The organism is Pseudomonas sp. LBUM1663, assembly GCF_059695905.1.
The window spans coordinates 1353384-1371547 of sequence record NZ_CP166792.1 but is presented as its reverse complement, the minus strand read 5'-3'; the positions used below and the strand labels follow the sequence as shown (position 1 = coordinate 1371547).

The window sequence follows — 18164 nt, the reverse complement described above, 5'->3', positions numbered from 1 at the left end:
GAGCAGGCTCGCTCCCACATGGGTTCTGTGTACGACATAAACCTTGTAGGAGCGAGGCTTGCCCGCGAAGACCGCTTTCGCGGGCAAGCCTCGCTCCTACAGGGTTTCAGTCAGCCTTCAAAATCTGTGCAGAACTGACGACCGTCGCATATTCCCCGTGCAAATTCCCCAGCGACATCGCGTGTACTTCCTCGGCTGAGTGCGCATTGCCAAAATAGTCGGCCTTGTCGAACGTAAAGCACGCATCCTCCGCCACCCACGCGTCAAACCCCAGGTTCCCGGCCGTTCGCGCCGTGGACTCCACCGAGTTGTGGGTCGCAACGCCAACGATGATCAACTGGCCGATCTCTGCGGCGCGCAAACTCGCCTCCAGCCCCGTTGCACAGAACGCATCCGGTACCTGTTTCTGAATCAGTTGCTCGTTGGCCTGTGGCATGAAGCGGTCCTGAAATTCCACGCCTGATTGCTGCGGCCAGAACACCGATTCCGGTGAACGGGACAGGTGCTGCACATGGATCACCGGGCGCCCGGTTCGCCGCCAATACGCCAGCAGATCGAGAATCCGTTCCTCGGCCTGAGGATTATTTCGACGACCTAGCTTGGGGTGCAGGATGCCTTTTTGCTGGTCGATGATGATCAGTGCTGCGTTGGTCTTGAGCTCCATGCCGACTTTTCTCACACGAGGTCATTGAATTTCACGCACTTCAGCATCACCTCCTCTTACAGGCAAGCCATCGAATGCAAACAGGACGACCTGATGCCCGCGGTCGCCGTCCGACCCTAAGACGTCTCTTGATGTGGAGTACTGCATGATCGATCTGTATTACTGGACCACCCCCAACGGCCACAAAATCTCGATTTTCCTGGAAGAAACCGGCCTGCCTTACAACGTGCACCCGATCAACATCAGCCAGAACGAGCAGTTCCAGCCGCACTTCCTGAAAATCTCCCCGAACAACAGAATCCCGGCCATCGTCGATCACGATCCCGTCGATGGTGGAGAACCGTTGTCGGTGTTCGAGTCCGGGGCGATTTTGTTGTACCTGGCGGAAAAAACCGGCCAGTTCCTGCCCAAGGACCTGCGCGGTCGCCAACAAGCGCTGCAGTGGTTGTTCTGGCAGATGGGCGGCTTGGGGCCGATGGCCGGGCAAAATCATCACTTCAGCCAGTTTGCACCGGAGAAAATTCCTTACGCGATCAAGCGCTACATTGATGAAACCGCCCGCCTGTACGGGGTATTGGACAAGCAACTGGCCAACAATGAGTTTGTCGCTGGCAACGAGTACAGCATTGCCGACATGGCGATCTACCCGTGGATCGTTTCCCACAAGTGGCAGAGCCAGAACCTGGAAGACTTCCCTAACGTGCTGCGCTGGTTCAACCACATCCAGAACCGCCCGGCGACGGTGAAGGCCTATGCGCTGGCGGCCAAGGTCAACCCACCCAAACCCTGACCCCGACGCAGCCCCTGTGGTGATTTACTAAATGTGGCGAGGGGACTTGTCGGAATGCCGCATCACCCCGTTCGGCTGCGAAGCAGTCGTAAAACCTGACAATGGGGTTGGTCTGAAAGAATGCCGGGGCCGCTTCGCGACCTAACGGGGGCAAGCCCCCTCGCCACAGGTAATGCATCGCCCGGGAGATTGTGTTTATCGGACAAATCCTGAAATAACCTGACACCCCGCTTGCGCGCCCTCCTCCTGCTCACTAACGTAGCGCCTTTAATGACGCTACCCCCCGCAGGAGCTTTGCCATGGCCTCGCCAGCCCTTACACATTTTCTTCCCCGGTTCGGCGTTGCCGCAGCAGTGGCCGGTGTTTTGAGCCTGACCGGTTGTCAGACCTGGAACACCCAGGACACCCTCCCGCCGACCACCGGCGTACAGCCACTCAAGGGTCTGGCGCAGAACGTTTCGGTGCGCCGCAATGCCATGGGCATGCCGCTGATCGAAAGCAACAGCTTCCACGACGCCCTGTTCGCCCTCGGCTACGTCCACGCCAGCGACCGCATCACGCAAATGGTCACTCTGCGCCTGCTGGCCCAGGGCCGTTTGTCGGAGATGTCTGGGGCGGACCTACTGGACGCCGACCGATACATGCGTGCCGTCAACCTGAAGAAAAGCGCGGGCGAGTTGTACAAGGCTTCATCGCCGCGCCTCAAACGCTTCTTCGAAGTCTATGCGCGCGGCGTCAACGCCTACCTGTTCCGTTTCCGCGACAAGCTGCCGGCCGACCTCGCGGCCAGCGGTTACAAACCTGAATACTGGCAACCGGAAGATTCGGCGCTGATTTTCTGCCTGCTGAACTTCAGTCAGTCGGCCAACCTGCCGGAAGAAATCAACGCACTGATGCTGGCCCAGACCGTCACCACGGACAAACTCGGTTGGCTGACGCCGTCCGCCCCCGACGAAAAACTGCCGCTGGGTGAAGCGGAAAAACTTCAAGGCATCAAGCTCAATGGCGCCATCCCGGGCCTGACTGAAATCAGCAAAGCCACCGGACAACTGTCCGACCTGAATCTGCTGGGCGCCACCTCGTCGAACAACTGGGCCATCGGCCCGCAACGCAGCCGCAGTGGCAAAAGCCTGCTGGCCAGCGACAGCCATGGGCCTTTGGGTGTGCCGTCGTTGTTCAGCTACGTGCAGATTCGCGCACCGAAGTACCAGGCCTCTGGCGTGACGATTGCCGGCTTGCCCATGGTGCTTGGCGGTTTCAACGGCAAAGTGGCGTGGAGCATGACCTCGGTCATGGGCGACAACCAGGACCTGTTCCTGGAAAAAATCAAACGCCAGGGCAACGGCCTCACGTATGACGTCGGCGGTAAATGGCAGCCGGTGATCGTGCGCAACGAGACCTACTTCGTCAAAGGCCAGCGGCCGATTCGCGAAGTGGTGTACGAAACCCGCCACGGTTCGCTGCTCAATAGTGCACAAGGTACGACGCTGGCCAATGGTTACGGCCTGGCCTTGCAGACGCCGAACTTCACGGACGACAAAACCCTGGACGCGTTTTTCGACCTGTCCCGGGCGCAGACCGTCGAGAAAGCCTCGGACGCCAGCCGTGAAATCCGCGCCATCGCCTTGAACCTGGTATTCGCCGACGCCAGCAACATCGGCTGGCAAGTCACCGGGCGTTACCCGAACCGTCGCGAAGGCGAAGGCCTGCTGCCGTCGCCGGGCTGGGAAGGTCGCTACGACTGGGACGGTTACGCCGACCCGATGCTCCATCCGTATGACCAGGACCCGGCCCAAGGCTGGCTCGGCACTGCCAACCAGCGGGTCATTCCCCATGGTTATGGCATGCAGCTGTCCAATTCCTGGTCGGCTCCAGAGCGTGGCGAACGCTTGGCCGAAATGGCGAGTGTCGGCAAACACGACACGCGCAGCGTGATCGCGATGCAATACGACCAGACCACGACGTTCGCCGCCAAACTGAAGAAAATGTTTGAAGCACCGGGCATGTCCCAGCCGCTCAAACAAGCCATCGAAGCCCTGCCGGTTGCCGATCGCGGCAAGGCTCGCGAGGCCTACACTCGCTTGATGGCCTTCGACGGCAAACTCAGCCCGACCTCCGCGGACGCGGCAATCTACGAGCTGTTCCTGCAGGAAAGTACCAAACAGATCTTCCTCGACGAACTGGGCCCGGAAAGCAGCCCGGCATGGAAAGCCTTTATCGCCAACGGCAAGTTGTCCTACGCGGCGCAGGCCGATCACTTGCTGGGCCGTGAAGACAGTCCGTTCTGGGATGACGCACGCACGCCGCAAAAAGAAGACAAGCCGGCGATCCTCGCTCGCAGCCTGGCGGCGGCGATCAGCGCCGGTGACAGTCAATTGGGCGGCGATCACAAAGCATGGCAGTGGGGCAAATTGCACCGCTATGAGTGGAAGAATGCCAGCGGCCAGACCGTGCGCGGTCCGCTCGCGGCCGGCGGCGATCACACGACGCTGAACACGGCGGCCTTCACTTGGGGTCAGGACTTCAATACGACGCTGGCGCCCGCCATGCGCTTTATCGTGGACTTCAGCCAGGCAGAACCGCTGATGGGGCAGAACAGCACCGGTCAGTCCGGCAACCCGGCCAGCCCGCACTACCTCGACAGCATTGATCCATGGCTGAAGGGGCAATACATGAGCCTGCCGATGCAACCGCAGAACTTTGACAATGCATACGGCAAGACGAGATTGACTCTGACACCTGGCAAGTAAGGTCACACCGACCCAATGTGGGTTAACCAATGTGGGAGCGAGCCTGCTCGCGATTAGGCCATGTCAGCCACCGCTTTTAGTGACTGACACACCGTTATCGCGAGCAGGCTCGCTCCCACAGGGGAATATCACTCTGCGATGAACATTTGATAGAACTTCTGGCTTCGCGCAAACCTCATAGCTAACAAGTCCCCCATTTTGGTAACAACATGGATCTTGTTATCGCGCGCCCCGAAGGTTTGTACTGCACCGCCGGCGATTTCTATATCGACCCTTGGCGGCCGGTCGAGCGTTCGGTCATCACGCACGCCCACGGCGACCATGCCCGCACCGGCAACCAGCATTACCTGGCAGCCGCGCCAGGCGAAGGGATTTTGCGTGCGCGATTGGGCCAGGACATCAACCTGCAAACCCTGCCCTACGGCGAGCGTTTGCGGCACCACGGCGTTACCCTGAGTTTTCACCCCGCCGGCCATGTCCTCGGCTCCGCGCAGGTGCGCCTGGAATACGGCGGCGAAGTCTGGGTGGCCTCGGGGGATTACAAGATCGAGCCCGACGGCACCTGTGCGCCATTCGAACCAGTGCAGTGCCATACCTTCATCACTGAGTCGACCTTCGGCCTGCCGATTTATCGCTGGCAACCCCAAAAGCAGGTCTTTGACGAGATCAATCAGTGGTGGCAGGCCAATGCCGAAGCCGACAAAACCAGCGTGCTGTTTTGCTATTCCTTCGGCAAGGCCCAGCGGATTCTCCATGGCATCGACGCCAGCCTCGGCCCCATTCTGGTGCATGGCGCTGTGGAACCGTTGAACCGGGTGTATCGCCAGAGCGGCGTTTATATACCGCCGACGATCTATGCCGGTGACGTGCAAAAGAGCGATCCGATGATGCGCAAGGCGCTGGTCATCGCCCCGCCATCGGCTGGCGCCAGCACCTGGATGCGCCGGTTTGGCGACTACAGCGACGGCTTCGCCAGCGGCTGGATGCGATTACGCGGCACGCGGCGCAGACGCGGTGTCGACCGTGGTTTTGTATTGTCCGACCACGCGGACTGGCCCGGCCTGCTCTGGGCCATCGAACAGACCGGCGCTGAACGGGTGATGGTCACCCACGGTTCGGTGGCGGTGCTGGTGCGGCATCTGCGCGAACAGGGCCTTGATGCCATGGGTTTCAGCACCGAATACGGCGACGATGAGGAAGACAACGCGGCCGTCGAAACCGAGCACGCCGAGGTGGCGACATGAAGGCCTTCGCCGAGCTGTATGCCGAACTCGACGCCACCACGTCAAGCAATGCCAAACTGGCCGCGATGCAGACCTACTTCGCCCAGGCTGCGCCCGAAGATGCGGCGTGGGCGGTGTACTTTTTGTCCGGTGGGCGACCTCGGCAACTGGTGCCAGTGCGCATGCTACGTGAGCTGGCCGTCGAGCTTTCCGGCCTTGAGCCCTGGCTGTTCGAAGAAAGTTACCAGGCGGTCGGCGATCTGGCGGAAACCATTTCGCTGGTCCTGCCTGAAACCCTGCACAGCTCCAGCGACGGAATGGCGGTGTGGATTGAAGACAAACTGTTGCCACTGCGCGGTGAGTCCCCGGAAGTTCTCGCAGAGCGACTGCCCGCGCTCTGGGCACAATTGGACCGCTCAAGCCTGATGCTCTGCATCAAACTGATTACCGGCAGTTTCCGCGTCGGCGTCTCCAAACTGCTGGTGACGAGAGCCTTGGCGGCGATGGCCGGACTCGACAGCAAACGCGTGGCCCAGCGGCTGGTCGGGTACACCGACCTGTCCAATCGCCCGAACGCCGCCAGTTACCTGAAATTGATCGCCGCCGAATCGTCCGACGAACATGCCCAGCGTGGAGGCCAGCCCTACCCGTTTTTCCTGGCCCATGCCCTGTCACAACCGGTCGAACAATTCGAAGCCGTGCTCGGCCCGGCGAGCCAATGGCAAGTGGAATGGAAGTGGGACGGCATCCGCGCCCAAGTGGTCAAGCGTGAAGGGCGACTGTGGATCTGGTCGCGCGGTGAAGAACTGGTGACCGAGCGTTTTCCCGAACTCGACAGCCTGCTGCACGGACTGCCTGACGGTACGGTGATCGATGGTGAAATCGTCGCCTGGAAGACCACTCGACCCACCACTGACGATGCTTTCAACCCGCAATCGCCGTCCGCTCCAGCGGTGCTGCCGTTCGCGCTGTTGCAGCAGCGAATCGGCCGCAAAACCCTGGACAAGAAAATTCTCGAAGAAGTGCCGGTGGTGGTCCTCGCATACGATTTGCTGGAATGGCAGGGCGAGGACTGGCGCAGCCAACCTCAGGCCAGGCGCCGCGCTCAATTGGATCAGCTCATCAGCAGCTGCAACAACCCGGTGTTACTCGCCTCGCCGGTGCTGACCGGCGAAGACTGGTTCGACCTCGCCCGGCAACGCGAAGCGTCCCGCAGCCTCGGCGTCGAAGGCATGATGCTCAAGGCCCGGGATGCGCTTTATGGCGTCGGCCGGACCAAGGACATGGGCGTGTGGTGGAAATGGAAAGTCGACCCCTTCAGCGTCGATGCGGTGCTGATTTATGCGCAACGCGGCCATGGTCGCCGCGCGAGTCTCTACAGTGATTACACCTTCGCGGTCTGGGACGGCCCGCCGGACGCCAGCGAACGGAACCTGGTGCCGTTCGCCAAAGCTTATTCAGGGCTGACCGACGAAGAAATGCGCCAGGTCGACAGCATCGTGCGCAAGACCACGGTGGAGAAATTCGGCCCGGTGAGCAGTGTCAGGCCGAGCCTAGTGTTCGAACTGGGGTTCGAGGGCATTGCCCTGTCGAAACGCCACAAGAGCGGTATTGCCGTGCGGTTTCCGCGGATGTTGAGGTGGCGGCAGGACAAATCGGTGGAAGAAGCAGACAACCTCGCAACGCTGCAGGATTTATTGGGCTGAAAGAAAACTTTGTGGCGAGGGAGCTTGCTCCCGTTCGGCTGCGAAGCAGTCGCAGATTTTCTACAGCGGGACCGCTACGCGCTCCAGCGGGAGCAAGCTCCCCCGCCACAGGATTGCGTCCGCTCGACCTATTTTAGTGCAGCTATTTTCCGACGCCCGATTTCGTGCACAAATCCCCTGCTGCCACTTCTTGAATCACCTTTTAAAACGCTTGTTCGGGACTCTGGTTCGGAAATTGCTACTTTCATTAGGTCTTACGCTTTCCAGTAACAATAATTCTGCGCCACAAGCGCTCATATTGGTTCTTAGGGATTGAATAATGAAAAAAGCATTGCTGACCCTTTCTGCACTGGCATTGTGCATGGCTGCTGGTTCCGCCATGGCAAAGGAATACAAAGAACTGCGTTTTGGCGTTGACCCTTCCTATGCTCCATTCGAGTCGAAAGCGGCTGACGGCAGCCTGGTGGGCTTTGACATCGATCTGGGGAACGCGATCTGCGCCGAGCTGAAGGTCAAGTGCAAATGGGTCGAAAGCGATTTCGACGGCATGATTCCGGGCCTCAAGGCCAATAAATTCGACGGTGTTATCTCTTCGATGACCGTCACCGAGGCCCGCGAAAAAGTCATCGACTTCTCCAGCGAGCTGTTCTCCGGCCCGACCGCCTACGTGTTCAAGAAAGGTTCTGGCGTCACCGCAGACGTCGCTTCGCTCAAGGGCAAGACCGTCGGCTACGAACAAGGCACCATCCAGGAAGCCTATGCAAAAGCCGTTCTGGACAAGGCCGGCGTTAAAACCCAGGCCTACGCCAACCAGGATCAGGTCTATGCCGACTTGACTTCCGGTCGTCTCGACGCAGGTATTCAGGACATGCTGCAAGCCGAACTGGGCTTCCTGAAGTCGCCACAGGGTGCCGATTACGATGTCAGCAAGCCAGTCGACAACGCTTTGCTGCCGGCCAAAACGGCTGTCGGTATTAAGAAAGGTAACACCGAGCTGAAAGCGCTTTTGGATAAAGGTATCAAAGCGTTACACGATGATGGCAAATACGCCGAGATTCAAAAGAAACACTTTGGCGATCTGAATCTGTACAGCGGCAAATAATGCCCGGCGCCCATCTCGCGATGGGCGCTTTTTTCATCCGATCAGGTTGCTGATTTATGTTCGAAAACCTATTACAAAACCTGGGGCTCTCAGCCTTCAGCCTCAAGGGCTTCGGTCCGTTGCTGATGGAAGGCACCTGGATGACCATCAAATTATCGGCGTTGTCGCTGCTGGTGGCCGTATTGCTCGGCCTGCTCGGCGCCACCGCCAAGCTGTCAAAAGTCAAAATGGTGCGGGTTCCGGCCCAGATCTACACCACGCTGATTCGCGGCGTGCCGGACCTGGTGCTGATGCTGCTGATTTTCTACAGCCTGCAAACCTGGTTGACGTCGTTCACCGATTTCATGGAATGGGAATACATCGAGATCAACCCGTTCAGCGCCGGGGTCATCACCCTGGGCTTCATTTATGGCGCGTACTTCACCGAAACCTTCCGCGGGGCGATTCTCGCCGTGCCTCGGGGCCAGGTCGAAGCCGCTACCGCTTATGGCCTTAAACGCGGCCAGCGTTTTCGAATCGTGGTGTTCCCGCAAATGATGCGTTTCGCCCTGCCGGGTATCGGTAACAACTGGATGGTGATGCTCAAGGCCACCGCGCTGGTGTCGATCATCGGCCTCGCCGATTTGGTCAAAGCCGCGCAGGACGCTGGTAAAAGCACCTATCAACTGTTTTATTTCCTGGTGCTTGCCGCGCTGATCTACCTGGTCATCACCAGCGCTTCCAACTTCGTCCTGCGCTGGCTCGAACGCCGCTACGCCGCCGGCTCCCGGGAGGCCGTACGATGATCGAACTCTTGCAGGAATACTGGAAACCCTTCCTTTATACCGACGGCAACAACATCACCGGCCTGGCCATGACCCTGTGGCTGCTCAGCGCCTCGATTTTCATCGGTTTCCTGGTGTCGATCCCGCTGTCCATCGCCCGAGTGTCGCCGCATTTCTATATCCGCTGGCCGGTGCAGTTCTACACCTACCTGTTCCGCGGCACGCCGTTGTATATCCAGCTGCTGATTTGCTACACCGGTATTTACAGCCTGGCCGCCATACGTGCCCAACCGGTGCTGGATGCGTTCTTTCGCGATGCGATGAACTGCACGATCCTGGCGTTCGCCCTGAACACCTGCGCCTACACCACGGAGATTTTCGCCGGGGCGATCCGCAGCATGAACCACGGTGAAGTCGAAGCGGCGAAAGCCTATGGTCTGACAGGCTGGAAGCTGTATGCCTACGTGATCATGCCGTCAGCCCTGCGTCGCTCGTTGCCTTATTACAGCAACGAAGTGATCCTGATGCTGCATTCGACCACCGTGGCGTTCACCGCGACCATCCCGGACATCCTGAAAGTCGCGCGGGACGCCAACTCGGCGACCTTCCTGACCTTCCAGTCGTTCGGCATCGCTGCGCTGATCTACCTGACCGTTACCTTCGCGCTGGTCGGCCTGTTCCGCCTCGCCGAACGCCGATGGCTGGCGTTCCTCGGGCCGACCCACTAGGACCCGCTTTCAGGAATAAAGAGACGAACATGCGCCACCAGATACATGACTTGCTGGCCCCGCTGCCGGGGACCGCTCGACAGATTCACAGCTTCCACTTCGGCCCGACGTCGGCCAAAGGCAAGATTTACATCCAGTCGTCCCTGCACGCCGATGAAATGCCCGGCATGCTGGTGGCCTGGCACCTCAAGCAGCGCCTGGCGGAACTTGAAGCCGCCGGCCGCCTGCGCAGCGAAATCGTGCTGGTGCCGGTGGCCAACCCGGTCGGCCTGGAACAGGTGCTGATGGACGTGCCGCTGGGCCGCTACGAGCTGGAAAGCGGGCAGAACTTCAATCGCTGGTTCGTCGACTTGAGCGAAGCGGTCGGCAACGAGATCGAAGGCCAGCTTGGCGACGATCCGCAGCGCAACCTCACGCTGATCCGCGAAAGCCTGCGCAACGCCCTCGCCAGGCAGACCGCAAGCACGCAACTGCAATCCCAGCGCCTGACCCTGCAACGACTGGCCTGCGATGCGGATGTGGTGCTGGACCTGCATTGCGATTTCGAGGCAGTCGCCCACCTTTACACCACGCCCGAAGCCTGGCCACAGGTCGAGCCGTTGGCGCGCTACATCGGCGCTGAAGCGAGCCTGCTGGCGACCGATTCTGGCGGTCAGTCGTTCGATGAATGCTTCACCCTGCTGTGGTGGCAGTTGAAAGAACGCTTCGGCGAACAGTTCAACATTCCGCTCGGCAGCCTCTCGGTCACCGTCGAATTGCGCGGCCAGGGCGACGTCAATCACCCGTTGGCCAGCCTCGACTGCCAGGCGCTGATCGATTACCTGATTCACTTCGGCGCCATTGCCGGCGAACCGGCGCCATTGCCCGAACTGCCCTACCCCGCCACCCCGTTGGCCGGCGTCGAGCCGGTGTCGACACCGGTGGGCGGCCTGCTGGTGTTCACCGCGCTGCCGGGGGAATACCTCGAAGCCGGGCAACTGATCGCCGAAATCATTGACCCGATCAACGATCGCGTCACCCCTGTTCATTGCACCGCCGCCGGCCTGATGTACGCCCGCTCGCTGCGGCGCATGGCCACTGCCGGCATGGTGATCGCGCACGTCGCGGGCACCGAAGCCTATCGCAGCGGCTACCTACTTTCGCCTTGAGGATGCATGCCCCATGTACAAACTGACCATCGAAGGCCTGCATAAAAGCTATGGCGATCATCATGTGCTCAAAGGCGTTTCACTCAAGGCCAACACCGGCGACGTCATCAGCCTGATCGGCGCCAGCGGTTCGGGCAAAAGTACCTTTCTGCGCTGCATCAACTTTCTCGAACAACCCAACGACGGCGCCATGAGCCTGGACGGCCAGAACATCCGCATGGTCAAGGATCGCCACGGCATGCACGTGGCCGACCCCGATGAACTGCAAAAAATCCGCACGCGCCTGGCCATGGTGTTCCAGCACTTCAACCTGTGGAGCCACATGACCGTGCTGGAAAACATCACCATGGCCCCGCGCCGGGTGTTGGGTTGCAGCAAAGAGGAAGCCGAAGACCGCGCGCGACGTTACCTCGACAAGGTCGGGCTGGCGGCGCGCGTGGCGGATCAATACCCGGCGTTTCTTTCCGGTGGTCAGCAACAACGCGTGGCGATTGCGCGGGCATTGGCCATGGAACCGGAAGTCATGCTGTTCGACGAACCGACCTCGGCACTCGACCCGGAGCTGGTGGGTGAGGTGCTGCGAGTGATTCAAGGCCTGGCTGAAGAAGGCCGGACCATGATCATGGTGACTCACGAAATGAGCTTTGCCCGAAAAGTGTCGAGCCAGGTGTTGTTTCTGCATCAGGGCCTGGTCGAGGAAGAAGGCGCGCCGGAAGACGTGCTGGGCAATCCGAAGAGCGAGCGGCTGAAGCAGTTCCTGAGCGGCAACCTCAAGTAACACGGCCCCCTTTGTAGGAGCCGGCTAGCTGGCGATGGTGTGTCAGTCGACAACAATGTGTCTGACACACGATCGCCAGCAAGCCGGCGCCTAAAGGATCGCGTTTCTTCATTAAACCTTTGCCCTTGCGCCGCGGTCACTGAAAGAACACTTTCAGAGCGCACACCGCCGGCATGGGATCCTCCCCCGACTACGCAAAACACTGGTTCAGCGCCCGCGACTGGAAGCCGTTCGCCTTTCAGAAGCAAGTGTGGACGGCCGTCAAGCGCGGTGAGTCTGGATTACTGCACGCCAGCACGGGTGCCGGTAAAACCTATGCAGTCTGGTTTGCTGCGCTCAATCGCTACGCAACGTCCACCGCCCCTGTTGAAAACCCTCGCAAACGAAAACCGCCGGCCGAGCCGCTGACAGTGCTGTGGATAACCCCCATGCGCGCCTTGGCCGCTGACACCGCTCGCGCCCTTGAAGCACCGCTGCACGACCTGCAGATCCCCTGGAGTGTCGGCCTGCGCACCGGCGACACGAGCAGCAGCGAACGTGCGCGGCAGAGCCGACGCCTGCCCACCACGCTGATCACCACCCCCGAAAGCCTGACCCTGATGCTCGCCCGTGCCGATGCGCAAACCGCGCTATCGACCTTGCGCATGGTGGTGGTCGATGAATGGCACGAGCTGCTCGGCAACAAGCGTGGCGTGCAATTGCAACTGGCCCTCGTCCGTTTGCGCCGGTGGAATCCGGACCTGATCGTGTGGGGCGTTTCCGCGACGCTGGGTAATCAGGCCCACGCCGAACAGGTATTGATCCCGCAAGGTGGCGGCATCAGCGTTCAAGGCCAGACCTCCAAGGAACTGCGGGTCGACACGCTGCTGCCGCCCGCCATCGAGCGATTTCCCTGGGCCGGGCACATCGGCTTGAAGATGTTGCCGCAAGTCATCGCCGAAATAGACTCCAGCCCCAGCAGCCTGGTGTTCACCAATACTCGCGCGCAATCCGAGATCTGGTATCAGGCCTTGCTGGAGGCGCGCCCCGATTGGGCCGGGTTGATCGCCTTGCATCACAGCTCACTGTCGCGAGACACCCGCGACTGGGTCGAGCGAGCGTTGAAAGAAGGTCAACTCAAAGCCGTGGTCTGCACCTCAAGCCTAGACCTTGGGGTGGATTTCCTGCCGGTGGAACGGGTACTGCAAATCGGTTCGGCCAAAGGCGTGGCGCGCCTGATGCAGCGGGCCGGGCGCTCCGGTCATGCGCCGGGGCGGGTGTCACGGGTGACACTGGTGCCGACCCACAGCCTGGAGCTGATCGAAGCGGCGGCGGCTCAAGATGCCGTGGCGCAACACCGCATCGAACCCCGGGAGTCGCCGCACAAACCGCTGGATGTGCTGGTTCAACACTTGGTCAGCATGGCGCTGGGTGGTGGGTTTCTGCCCGATGAGTTGTATGAAGAAGTCCGTGGCGCCTGGGCTTATCGAGACCTTACGGCGGCGGATTGGACCTGGGCGCTGGCGTTTGTACGCCATGGCGGACTTTCCCTGACAGCCTATCCGGATTATCGCCGGGTCGAGCCTGACGAGCAGGGCGTCTGGCGCGTACCGGATGCGCGACTGGCCCGAAGACATCGCATGAGCATCGGCACTATCGTCAGCGATGCGAGCATTCAGCTGAAGTTCTGGAGCAAGGGCGGCGGCGGCAAGCAGTTGGGCAGTGTCGAGGAAGGTTTTATTGCGCGACTCAAACCAGGCGACGGTTTCCTGTTCGCGGGGCGCGTGCTGGAGTTGGTACGAGTGGAAAACATGACCGCTTATGTTAAACGCAGCACCGCAAAAAAAGCCGCTGTGCCGCGCTGGAATGGCGGGCGGATGCCCCTTTCCAACGAACTGGCGCAGGCGGTGGTCGCGCGTTTCAGTGCGGCGGAGCAGGGCGAGTTCATTGGCCCGGAGATGCGGGCTCTGCGGCCGCTGCTGGAAGTGCAGCGACGCTGGTCCGGGTTGCCGACCTCGAATTCGTTGCTGGCCGAAGCATTGAAATCCCGCGAAGGCTGGCACCTGTTCCTTTACCCCTTTGCCGGGCGACAGGTGCATCTGGGCCTGGCGAGTTTGCTGGCGTGGCGGGTCAGCCAGCAGCAGGCGGTGACGTTTTCCATCGCGGTCAACGATTACGGGCTTGAGTTGCTCAGCGCCACCTCTGTGGATTGGTCGCAGGTGTTGAACCCTGGCCTGTTGAGCCCCGAGCACTTGTTGAACGATGTCCTCGCCAGCTTGAATGCCGGCGAACTCGCGCTCCGCCGCTTTCGGGAAATCGCACGAATTGCCGGACTGGTGTTCGCCGGCTACCCCGGCGCACCGAAAAGCACACGACAGGTCCAAGCCTCCAGCGGACTGTTCTTCGAGGTATTCAAGCAGTACGACGCGGGGAATCTTTTGCTGGCACAGGCCGGGGAAGAAGTCCTACGGGAAGAACTGGATATTCATCGGCTGGAACAGACGTTGGCGCGTATCAATCGACTGAAACTGGACCTGCATCAGATCAAACGTCCTACACCGCTGGGGTTTCCCCTGTTGGTTGAGCGCATGCGGGAAAGCATGAGCTCGGAAAAACTCGCGGACCGTATCCGACGCATGGTCACTGACCTCGAGAAAACCGCCGAAACCGGGAAAACCTGATGAGTACGCCCTATCCCGTGCGACTGGCCGGTGAAGAGCTGTGGCTGCTGCCGGAAAAAGCCATTTTCTGGCCAGCGCAACAGGCCCTGTTGATCGCCGACGTGCATTTTGGCAAAGCGGCAGCGTATCGCAGCCTTGGCCAGCCGGTGCCCCATGGCACCACCGCCAGCAATGTCGCGGTGCTGGACACGTTGTTGGCCGCCCTGCCCTGTCGCCAGCTGATTTTCCTCGGGGACTTTCTACACGGGCCTGGCTCCCATGCTTGCGGCACGTTAAGCGCCCTGGCTGAGTGGCGAGCGAGGCACCCGGATCTGCCGATGACGCTGATCCGCGGCAACCACGACAAACGCGCCGGGGACCCGCCGGCTGCGCTAAACATACGCGTGGTGCCCGAGCCGTTGTTGCTCGGGCCGTTCGCCTTGCAGCATGAGCCCGACCCACATCCGCACCGGCATGTGCTCGCCGGGCATGTGCATCCGGTTTATCGGCTGAACGGCAAAGGTCGGCAACGTTTGCGCCTGGCGTGTTTCAGATTGGGAGAGGACATCAGTCTGCTACCGGCCTTCGGCGCGTTTACCGGCGGTTATCAGGTCGAACGGGACGACAGCTGTAGGATCTTTGTTATCGGCGACAACGAAATATGGCCCGTCAGCCTGTAGGAGCGAAGCTTGCTCGCGAAGGCGGTGTGTCAGGTAAGGATGATGTTGGCTGACACACCGCCTTCGCGAGCAAGCTTCGCTCCTACAGATCTTTGCGCTGATCAGGCTACAGGCGCGGGAGGCGGCTCATCCGGCAGGGTGGGTTCACCGGGCTCGGTAGGCTGTTCGTTTGGGGTATCAGGATCAGGCTGGCCGGGGATGCCCCCTGCCATGCTGATGGCTGGATGTGCCAACAAGGACCAGGCCAAGACGCCAATCTGATTGGGCTCAAGCCTTGCCAGTTCGGCACTTATTCGCGGATCGATCTTCATAAAGCACTCCTGAGCGATGGCCCCGTCCGCTGTACGCGAACCGGGCAGTACACCCAATAGAGTGTCTACCCGCTCAAGAATTCCCACGACCTGCCAGATGAATGGCTCAGGTGCGCGGCAGGGTGACGCCGAGCTGGCCCTGGTACTTGCCGCCACGGTCCTTGTAGGAGACTTCGCACTCTTCGTCGGATTCGAAGAACAGCATCTGTGCCACGCCTTCGTTGGCGTAGATCTTCGCCGGCAAGGTGGTGGTGTTGGAGAACTCCAGGGTCACGTGGCCTTCCCACTCGGGCTCAAGCGGCGTCACGTTGACGATAATGCCGCAACGGGCGTAGGTGCTTTTACCCAGGCAGATGGTCAGCACGTTGCGCGGAATGCGGAAGAATTCCACGGTGCGCGCCAGGGCGAAGGAGTTGGGCGGGATGATGCAGACATCACTTTTGACGTCGACAAAGCTCTTCTCGTCGAAGTTCTTCGGATCGACGGTCGCCGAATTGATGTTGGTGAACACCTTGAATTCATCGGCGCAGCGCACGTCGTAGCCATAGCTCGAAACACCGTAGGAAATCACGCGCTCGGCGCCTTCACCGCGCACCTGGCGCTCGACGAACGGCTCGATCATGCCGTGCTCTTGCGCCATGCGGCGAATCCACTTGTCCGATTTGATGCTCATGGCGGGTGTCCTGAATAGCGAGGTGGAAAAATTCTGTCCGGCATCTTACCGGGCGCGCGCCCCGGGTTCAAAGTCCGGGGCACAATTCTCGCCGATCCCCTGTGATAGCTGGGCCTTCGCCTTAATCCATCAGACCGTCAGTCATGAAAACAGAGAAACCTTCGCAGGAAGCATTGGCACATTACTGAAAAAGGGTTAAGGTGGCGCCACTGTGCTGCTTGTGTCACTGAGAATCTCTACACGATATGTTGAATTTCGATCCAACCATCTACAAGAATTTTTCCTGCTCTTTGCACTCAGTCTCGGCCAGGGTTCTTCCTGCGTCGCAGTTATCTTTGTTCAAGGAGTTACACCATGTCTAATCGCCAAACTGGTACCGTTAAGTGGTTCAACGATGAAAAAGGCTTCGGCTTCATCACTCCACAATCCGGTGACGACCTGTTCGTTCACTTCAAAGCTATCCAATCCGACGGCTTCAAAAGCCTGAAAGAAGGCCAACAGGTTTCTTTCATCGCTACCCGCGGTCAGAAAGGCATGCAAGCTGAAGAAGTTCAAGTTATCTAACTTGTACTTGCTTTAGTAAAAAGCCCCGCCCTCAAAAGCGGGGCTTTTTTGTGCCTGTGTGTTTTGCAGGCAAAAAAAATCGCAGCCCATGGCTGCGATTTTTTGCGTCTTACCAGGCTACGCCAAACCCTGCGGTGTAACGCGTCTTGTCTAGATCAGCATCGTCGGTACCGCTGATGATGTCTCGCTCGGCCTTGAGGTTAAGCGACGCCCACTCGGTGACCTTGTAGCGCAAGCCCATTTCGGCATCGAGCGCGTAATCCGCTACGCCCGACAACGGCTTACCCACCTCGCCATTGGTGAAGAACTCCACTTTCTTGCCGATCAGGTAACGGTTGTAGTCCCACTTCATCGCCAGGGAATAGAAGTTTTCCTTGCTGCCGTCGGAGAACTGATAGTCCGTGCGGTTGACCAGCGAGCCCAGGGAGAATGCGCCGAGCTCGTTATCCCAGAACTGGTAACCCGGACCGGTACCGACAGTGCGTTGACGGGAGAGGTCTTCTACCTTGTCGCGTTTATAGACCGCGCGCCCTTGCCAGAACCACTTCTCGGTCAGGAAGCGGTCGAGCGAGTATTCGCCCCGCCAGTTGTCCGTAGTAACCACGTCATCCTGGAATTCGCGGTTGTACTCGCCTTCCGCCGTGTGCCGCCATTTGCCATGGCGCGCCGTGGTCTTGAAGTCGATGTCGTAGTCATCGGTGTCTTTTTCCGCCCGCTGGTAATCCAGCGCCGCGTCGATATTGCCTTTCCACACCAGATCTTCAACCACCGGCTTGGGCTTGAGAATCTGCTGGATACTCGCCAGCTCGACCGTCTTCGGCGCTTCGCCGTTCTCCAGCGTCACCTTGCCGTCGTCTGCTGCATGCAGCGACTTGGCCTTCTCGCCGGTGTAGGCATCCTGCTTGACCAGCAACTCCTGATCACTTTCCAGGGTCTTGACCTGTTTCCAGTCGATCGGGACCGCACCAGCGTATTCGGTCTGGATCAGCAATTTACCGCCATCGAACAGCGTGATCTTGCCGCTCAGTTTGTCACCGTTCTTCAACCAGACGGTATCAGCGAGCAACGGCGTGGAGGCACTCATGACAGCAAGGCACAGCAGGGTTCTGGACACCATAAGCAGATACAGGCTCAAGTTTGCGAAAAAAAGTCGGCATTATCCCTGAGAATAAGACCCTAGCAAGGACTGACCCGACTATTTCTATTGAGTTCATTTCTCAATTGCGCATCCAGGACTTACTCTACGGACGGTAAGGCGAACTTTTTCAGGAACCACGGACGTGACCGACCCAACCACTGAAACCGAAAGTGCAGCGCAAATCCGACGCACGGCGCTCTACTTGACCCTCGCACAGGTGCCCGAGGGCAAAGTGGTGAGCTATGGTCAACTCGCCGAACTGGCCGGACTGGGGCGCGCCGCCCGCTGGGTCGGACGCACTCTCAGCCAACTGCCCGGAGACACCAAACTGCCGTGGCACCGCGTACTGGGTGCCGGCGGTCGGATCAGCCTGCCCGTGGGCAGTCCTTCAGGGGATGAACAGCGGGCGCGATTGCGCTCCGAAGGCGTCAGTATCCTGAACAATCGTGTTGATATTCAGCGCCATGGCTGGCGCCCGGTAGAGCACAGCGGTTAGAGTGCGCGCT

The 18164-nt window shown here is 59.8% G+C and carries 17 protein-coding genes; 13 read left to right on the top strand and 4 right to left on the bottom strand.

Features of this window, described 5'->3' with window-relative positions; translation table 11 throughout:
- Positions 1–106: 106 nt before the first annotated feature.
- Positions 107–664, bottom strand: coding sequence for a cysteine hydrolase family protein (locus tag ACA075_RS06080; protein WP_497297710.1), 558 nt, complete (start codon positions 662–664; stop codon positions 107–109).
- A 145-nt stretch (positions 665–809) separates the two neighbouring features.
- On the opposite strand from ACA075_RS06080, the gene ACA075_RS06075 reads away from it, so the two are divergent.
- From ACA075_RS06075 to pdeM, 11 genes are all read left to right on the top strand, one after another.
- Entirely contained in the window at positions 810–1454 is a 645-nt protein-coding gene (locus ACA075_RS06075) for a glutathione binding-like protein (protein ID WP_497297708.1), read from the top strand.
- A 299-nt stretch (positions 1455–1753) separates the two neighbouring features.
- On the top strand, positions 1754–4204 hold the full coding sequence (locus tag ACA075_RS06070) for a penicillin acylase family protein (RefSeq protein ID WP_497297706.1): 2451 nt from the start codon (positions 1754–1756) through the stop codon (positions 4202–4204).
- A 209-nt stretch (positions 4205–4413) separates the two neighbouring features.
- The gene (locus ACA075_RS06065) at positions 4414–5448 is read left to right on the top strand and encodes a ligase-associated DNA damage response exonuclease (RefSeq protein ID WP_497297704.1); all 1035 of its coding nucleotides are present in this window, start codon (positions 4414–4416) and stop codon (positions 5446–5448) included.
- Complete coding sequence (locus tag ACA075_RS06060; RefSeq protein ID WP_497297703.1) at positions 5445–7133, top strand: ATP-dependent DNA ligase; 1689 nt, start codon at positions 5445–5447, stop codon at positions 7131–7133. Before ACA075_RS06065 ends, ACA075_RS06060 begins: the two co-directional genes overlap by 4 nt.
- A gap of 319 nt (positions 7134–7452) precedes the next feature.
- Positions 7453–8235: a transporter substrate-binding domain-containing protein gene (locus ACA075_RS06055; RefSeq protein ID WP_219096833.1), complete on the top strand. Its 783-nt coding sequence runs from the start codon at positions 7453–7455 to the stop codon at positions 8233–8235.
- Between the two features lie 56 nt (positions 8236–8291).
- Entirely contained in the window at positions 8292–9020 is a 729-nt protein-coding gene (locus tag ACA075_RS06050) for an ABC transporter permease (protein ID WP_219096832.1), read from the top strand.
- Entirely contained in the window at positions 9017–9727 is a 711-nt protein-coding gene (locus ACA075_RS06045) for an ABC transporter permease (RefSeq protein ID WP_497297700.1), read from the top strand. The genes ACA075_RS06050 and ACA075_RS06045 overlap by 4 nt, the downstream gene beginning before the upstream one ends.
- 29 nt (positions 9728–9756) lie before the next feature.
- Complete coding sequence (locus tag ACA075_RS06040) at positions 9757–10875, top strand: succinylglutamate desuccinylase/aspartoacylase family protein (protein ID WP_497297698.1); 1119 nt, start codon at positions 9757–9759, stop codon at positions 10873–10875.
- 13 nt (positions 10876–10888) lie between these two features.
- Positions 10889–11653, top strand: coding sequence for an ABC transporter ATP-binding protein (locus tag ACA075_RS06035; RefSeq protein WP_497297696.1), 765 nt, complete (start codon positions 10889–10891; stop codon positions 11651–11653).
- A gap of 173 nt (positions 11654–11826) precedes the next feature.
- Positions 11827–14313 carry a ligase-associated DNA damage response DEXH box helicase gene (locus ACA075_RS06030; RefSeq protein ID WP_497297695.1) on the top strand — a complete coding sequence of 829 codons (2487 nt, stop codon included), beginning with the start codon at positions 11827–11829 and terminating at the stop codon, positions 14311–14313.
- On the top strand, positions 14313–14972 hold the full coding sequence (gene pdeM / locus ACA075_RS06025; protein WP_497297694.1) for a ligase-associated DNA damage response endonuclease PdeM: 660 nt from the start codon (positions 14313–14315) through the stop codon (positions 14970–14972). The genes ACA075_RS06030 and pdeM overlap by 1 nt, the downstream gene beginning before the upstream one ends.
- 101 nt (positions 14973–15073) lie before the next feature.
- Here pdeM and ACA075_RS06020 read toward each other — a convergent pair whose 3' ends face one another.
- Both ACA075_RS06020 and dcd read right to left on the bottom strand, forming a co-directional pair.
- Positions 15074–15283 (bottom strand): hypothetical protein, encoded by a 210-nt coding sequence (locus tag ACA075_RS06020; protein ID WP_010462659.1) that lies wholly within the window; start codon positions 15281–15283, stop codon positions 15074–15076.
- Between the two features lie 106 nt (positions 15284–15389).
- Positions 15390–15956: a dCTP deaminase gene (dcd, locus tag ACA075_RS06015; RefSeq protein ID WP_007947207.1), complete on the bottom strand. Its 567-nt coding sequence runs from the start codon at positions 15954–15956 to the stop codon at positions 15390–15392.
- A gap of 354 nt (positions 15957–16310) precedes the next feature.
- Between dcd and ACA075_RS06010 the strand changes: the two genes are divergently transcribed.
- On the top strand, positions 16311–16520 hold the full coding sequence (locus tag ACA075_RS06010; RefSeq protein WP_002554837.1) for a cold-shock protein: 210 nt from the start codon (positions 16311–16313) through the stop codon (positions 16518–16520).
- 109 nt (positions 16521–16629) lie between these two features.
- On the opposite strand, the gene ACA075_RS06005 is transcribed toward ACA075_RS06010, so the two are convergent.
- Positions 16630–17637 carry a DUF481 domain-containing protein gene (locus ACA075_RS06005; RefSeq protein WP_497297693.1) on the bottom strand — a complete coding sequence of 336 codons (1008 nt, stop codon included), beginning with the start codon at positions 17635–17637 and terminating at the stop codon, positions 16630–16632.
- Between the two features lie 163 nt (positions 17638–17800).
- Between ACA075_RS06005 and ACA075_RS06000 the strand changes: the two genes are divergently transcribed.
- Positions 17801–18154, top strand: a complete 354-nt coding sequence (locus ACA075_RS06000; protein WP_077750279.1) for an MGMT family protein — start codon at positions 17801–17803, stop codon at positions 18152–18154.
- The last annotated feature ends 10 nt before the right edge of the window (positions 18155–18164 follow it).

Excerpts from the sequence above, each read along its gene's own strand:
- ACA075_RS06080 (WP_497297710.1), bottom strand. The coding sequence starts at position 664 with ATGGAGCTCAAGACCAACGCAGCACTGATCATCATCGACCAGCAAAAA.
- ACA075_RS06075 (WP_497297708.1), top strand. The coding sequence starts at position 810 with ATGATCGATCTGTATTACTGGACCACCCCCAACGGCCACAAAATCTCG.
- ACA075_RS06070 (WP_497297706.1), top strand. The coding sequence starts at position 1,754 with ATGGCCTCGCCAGCCCTTACACATTTTCTTCCCCGGTTCGGCGTTGCC.
- ACA075_RS06065 (WP_497297704.1), top strand. The coding sequence starts at position 4,414 with ATGGATCTTGTTATCGCGCGCCCCGAAGGTTTGTACTGCACCGCCGGC.
- ACA075_RS06060 (WP_497297703.1), top strand. The coding sequence starts at position 5,445 with ATGAAGGCCTTCGCCGAGCTGTATGCCGAACTCGACGCCACCACGTCA.
- ACA075_RS06055 (WP_219096833.1), top strand. The coding sequence starts at position 7,453 with ATGAAAAAAGCATTGCTGACCCTTTCTGCACTGGCATTGTGCATGGCT.
- ACA075_RS06050 (WP_219096832.1), top strand. The coding sequence starts at position 8,292 with ATGTTCGAAAACCTATTACAAAACCTGGGGCTCTCAGCCTTCAGCCTC.
- ACA075_RS06045 (WP_497297700.1), top strand. The coding sequence starts at position 9,017 with ATGATCGAACTCTTGCAGGAATACTGGAAACCCTTCCTTTATACCGAC.
- ACA075_RS06040 (WP_497297698.1), top strand. The coding sequence starts at position 9,757 with ATGCGCCACCAGATACATGACTTGCTGGCCCCGCTGCCGGGGACCGCT.
- ACA075_RS06035 (WP_497297696.1), top strand. The coding sequence starts at position 10,889 with ATGTACAAACTGACCATCGAAGGCCTGCATAAAAGCTATGGCGATCAT.
- ACA075_RS06030 (WP_497297695.1), top strand. The coding sequence starts at position 11,827 with ATGGGATCCTCCCCCGACTACGCAAAACACTGGTTCAGCGCCCGCGAC.
- pdeM (WP_497297694.1), top strand. The coding sequence starts at position 14,313 with ATGAGTACGCCCTATCCCGTGCGACTGGCCGGTGAAGAGCTGTGGCTG.
- ACA075_RS06020 (WP_010462659.1), bottom strand. The coding sequence starts at position 15,283 with ATGAAGATCGATCCGCGAATAAGTGCCGAACTGGCAAGGCTTGAGCCC.
- dcd (WP_007947207.1), bottom strand. The coding sequence starts at position 15,956 with ATGAGCATCAAATCGGACAAGTGGATTCGCCGCATGGCGCAAGAGCAC.
- ACA075_RS06010 (WP_002554837.1), top strand. The coding sequence starts at position 16,311 with ATGTCTAATCGCCAAACTGGTACCGTTAAGTGGTTCAACGATGAAAAA.
- ACA075_RS06005 (WP_497297693.1), bottom strand. The coding sequence starts at position 17,637 with ATGGTGTCCAGAACCCTGCTGTGCCTTGCTGTCATGAGTGCCTCCACG.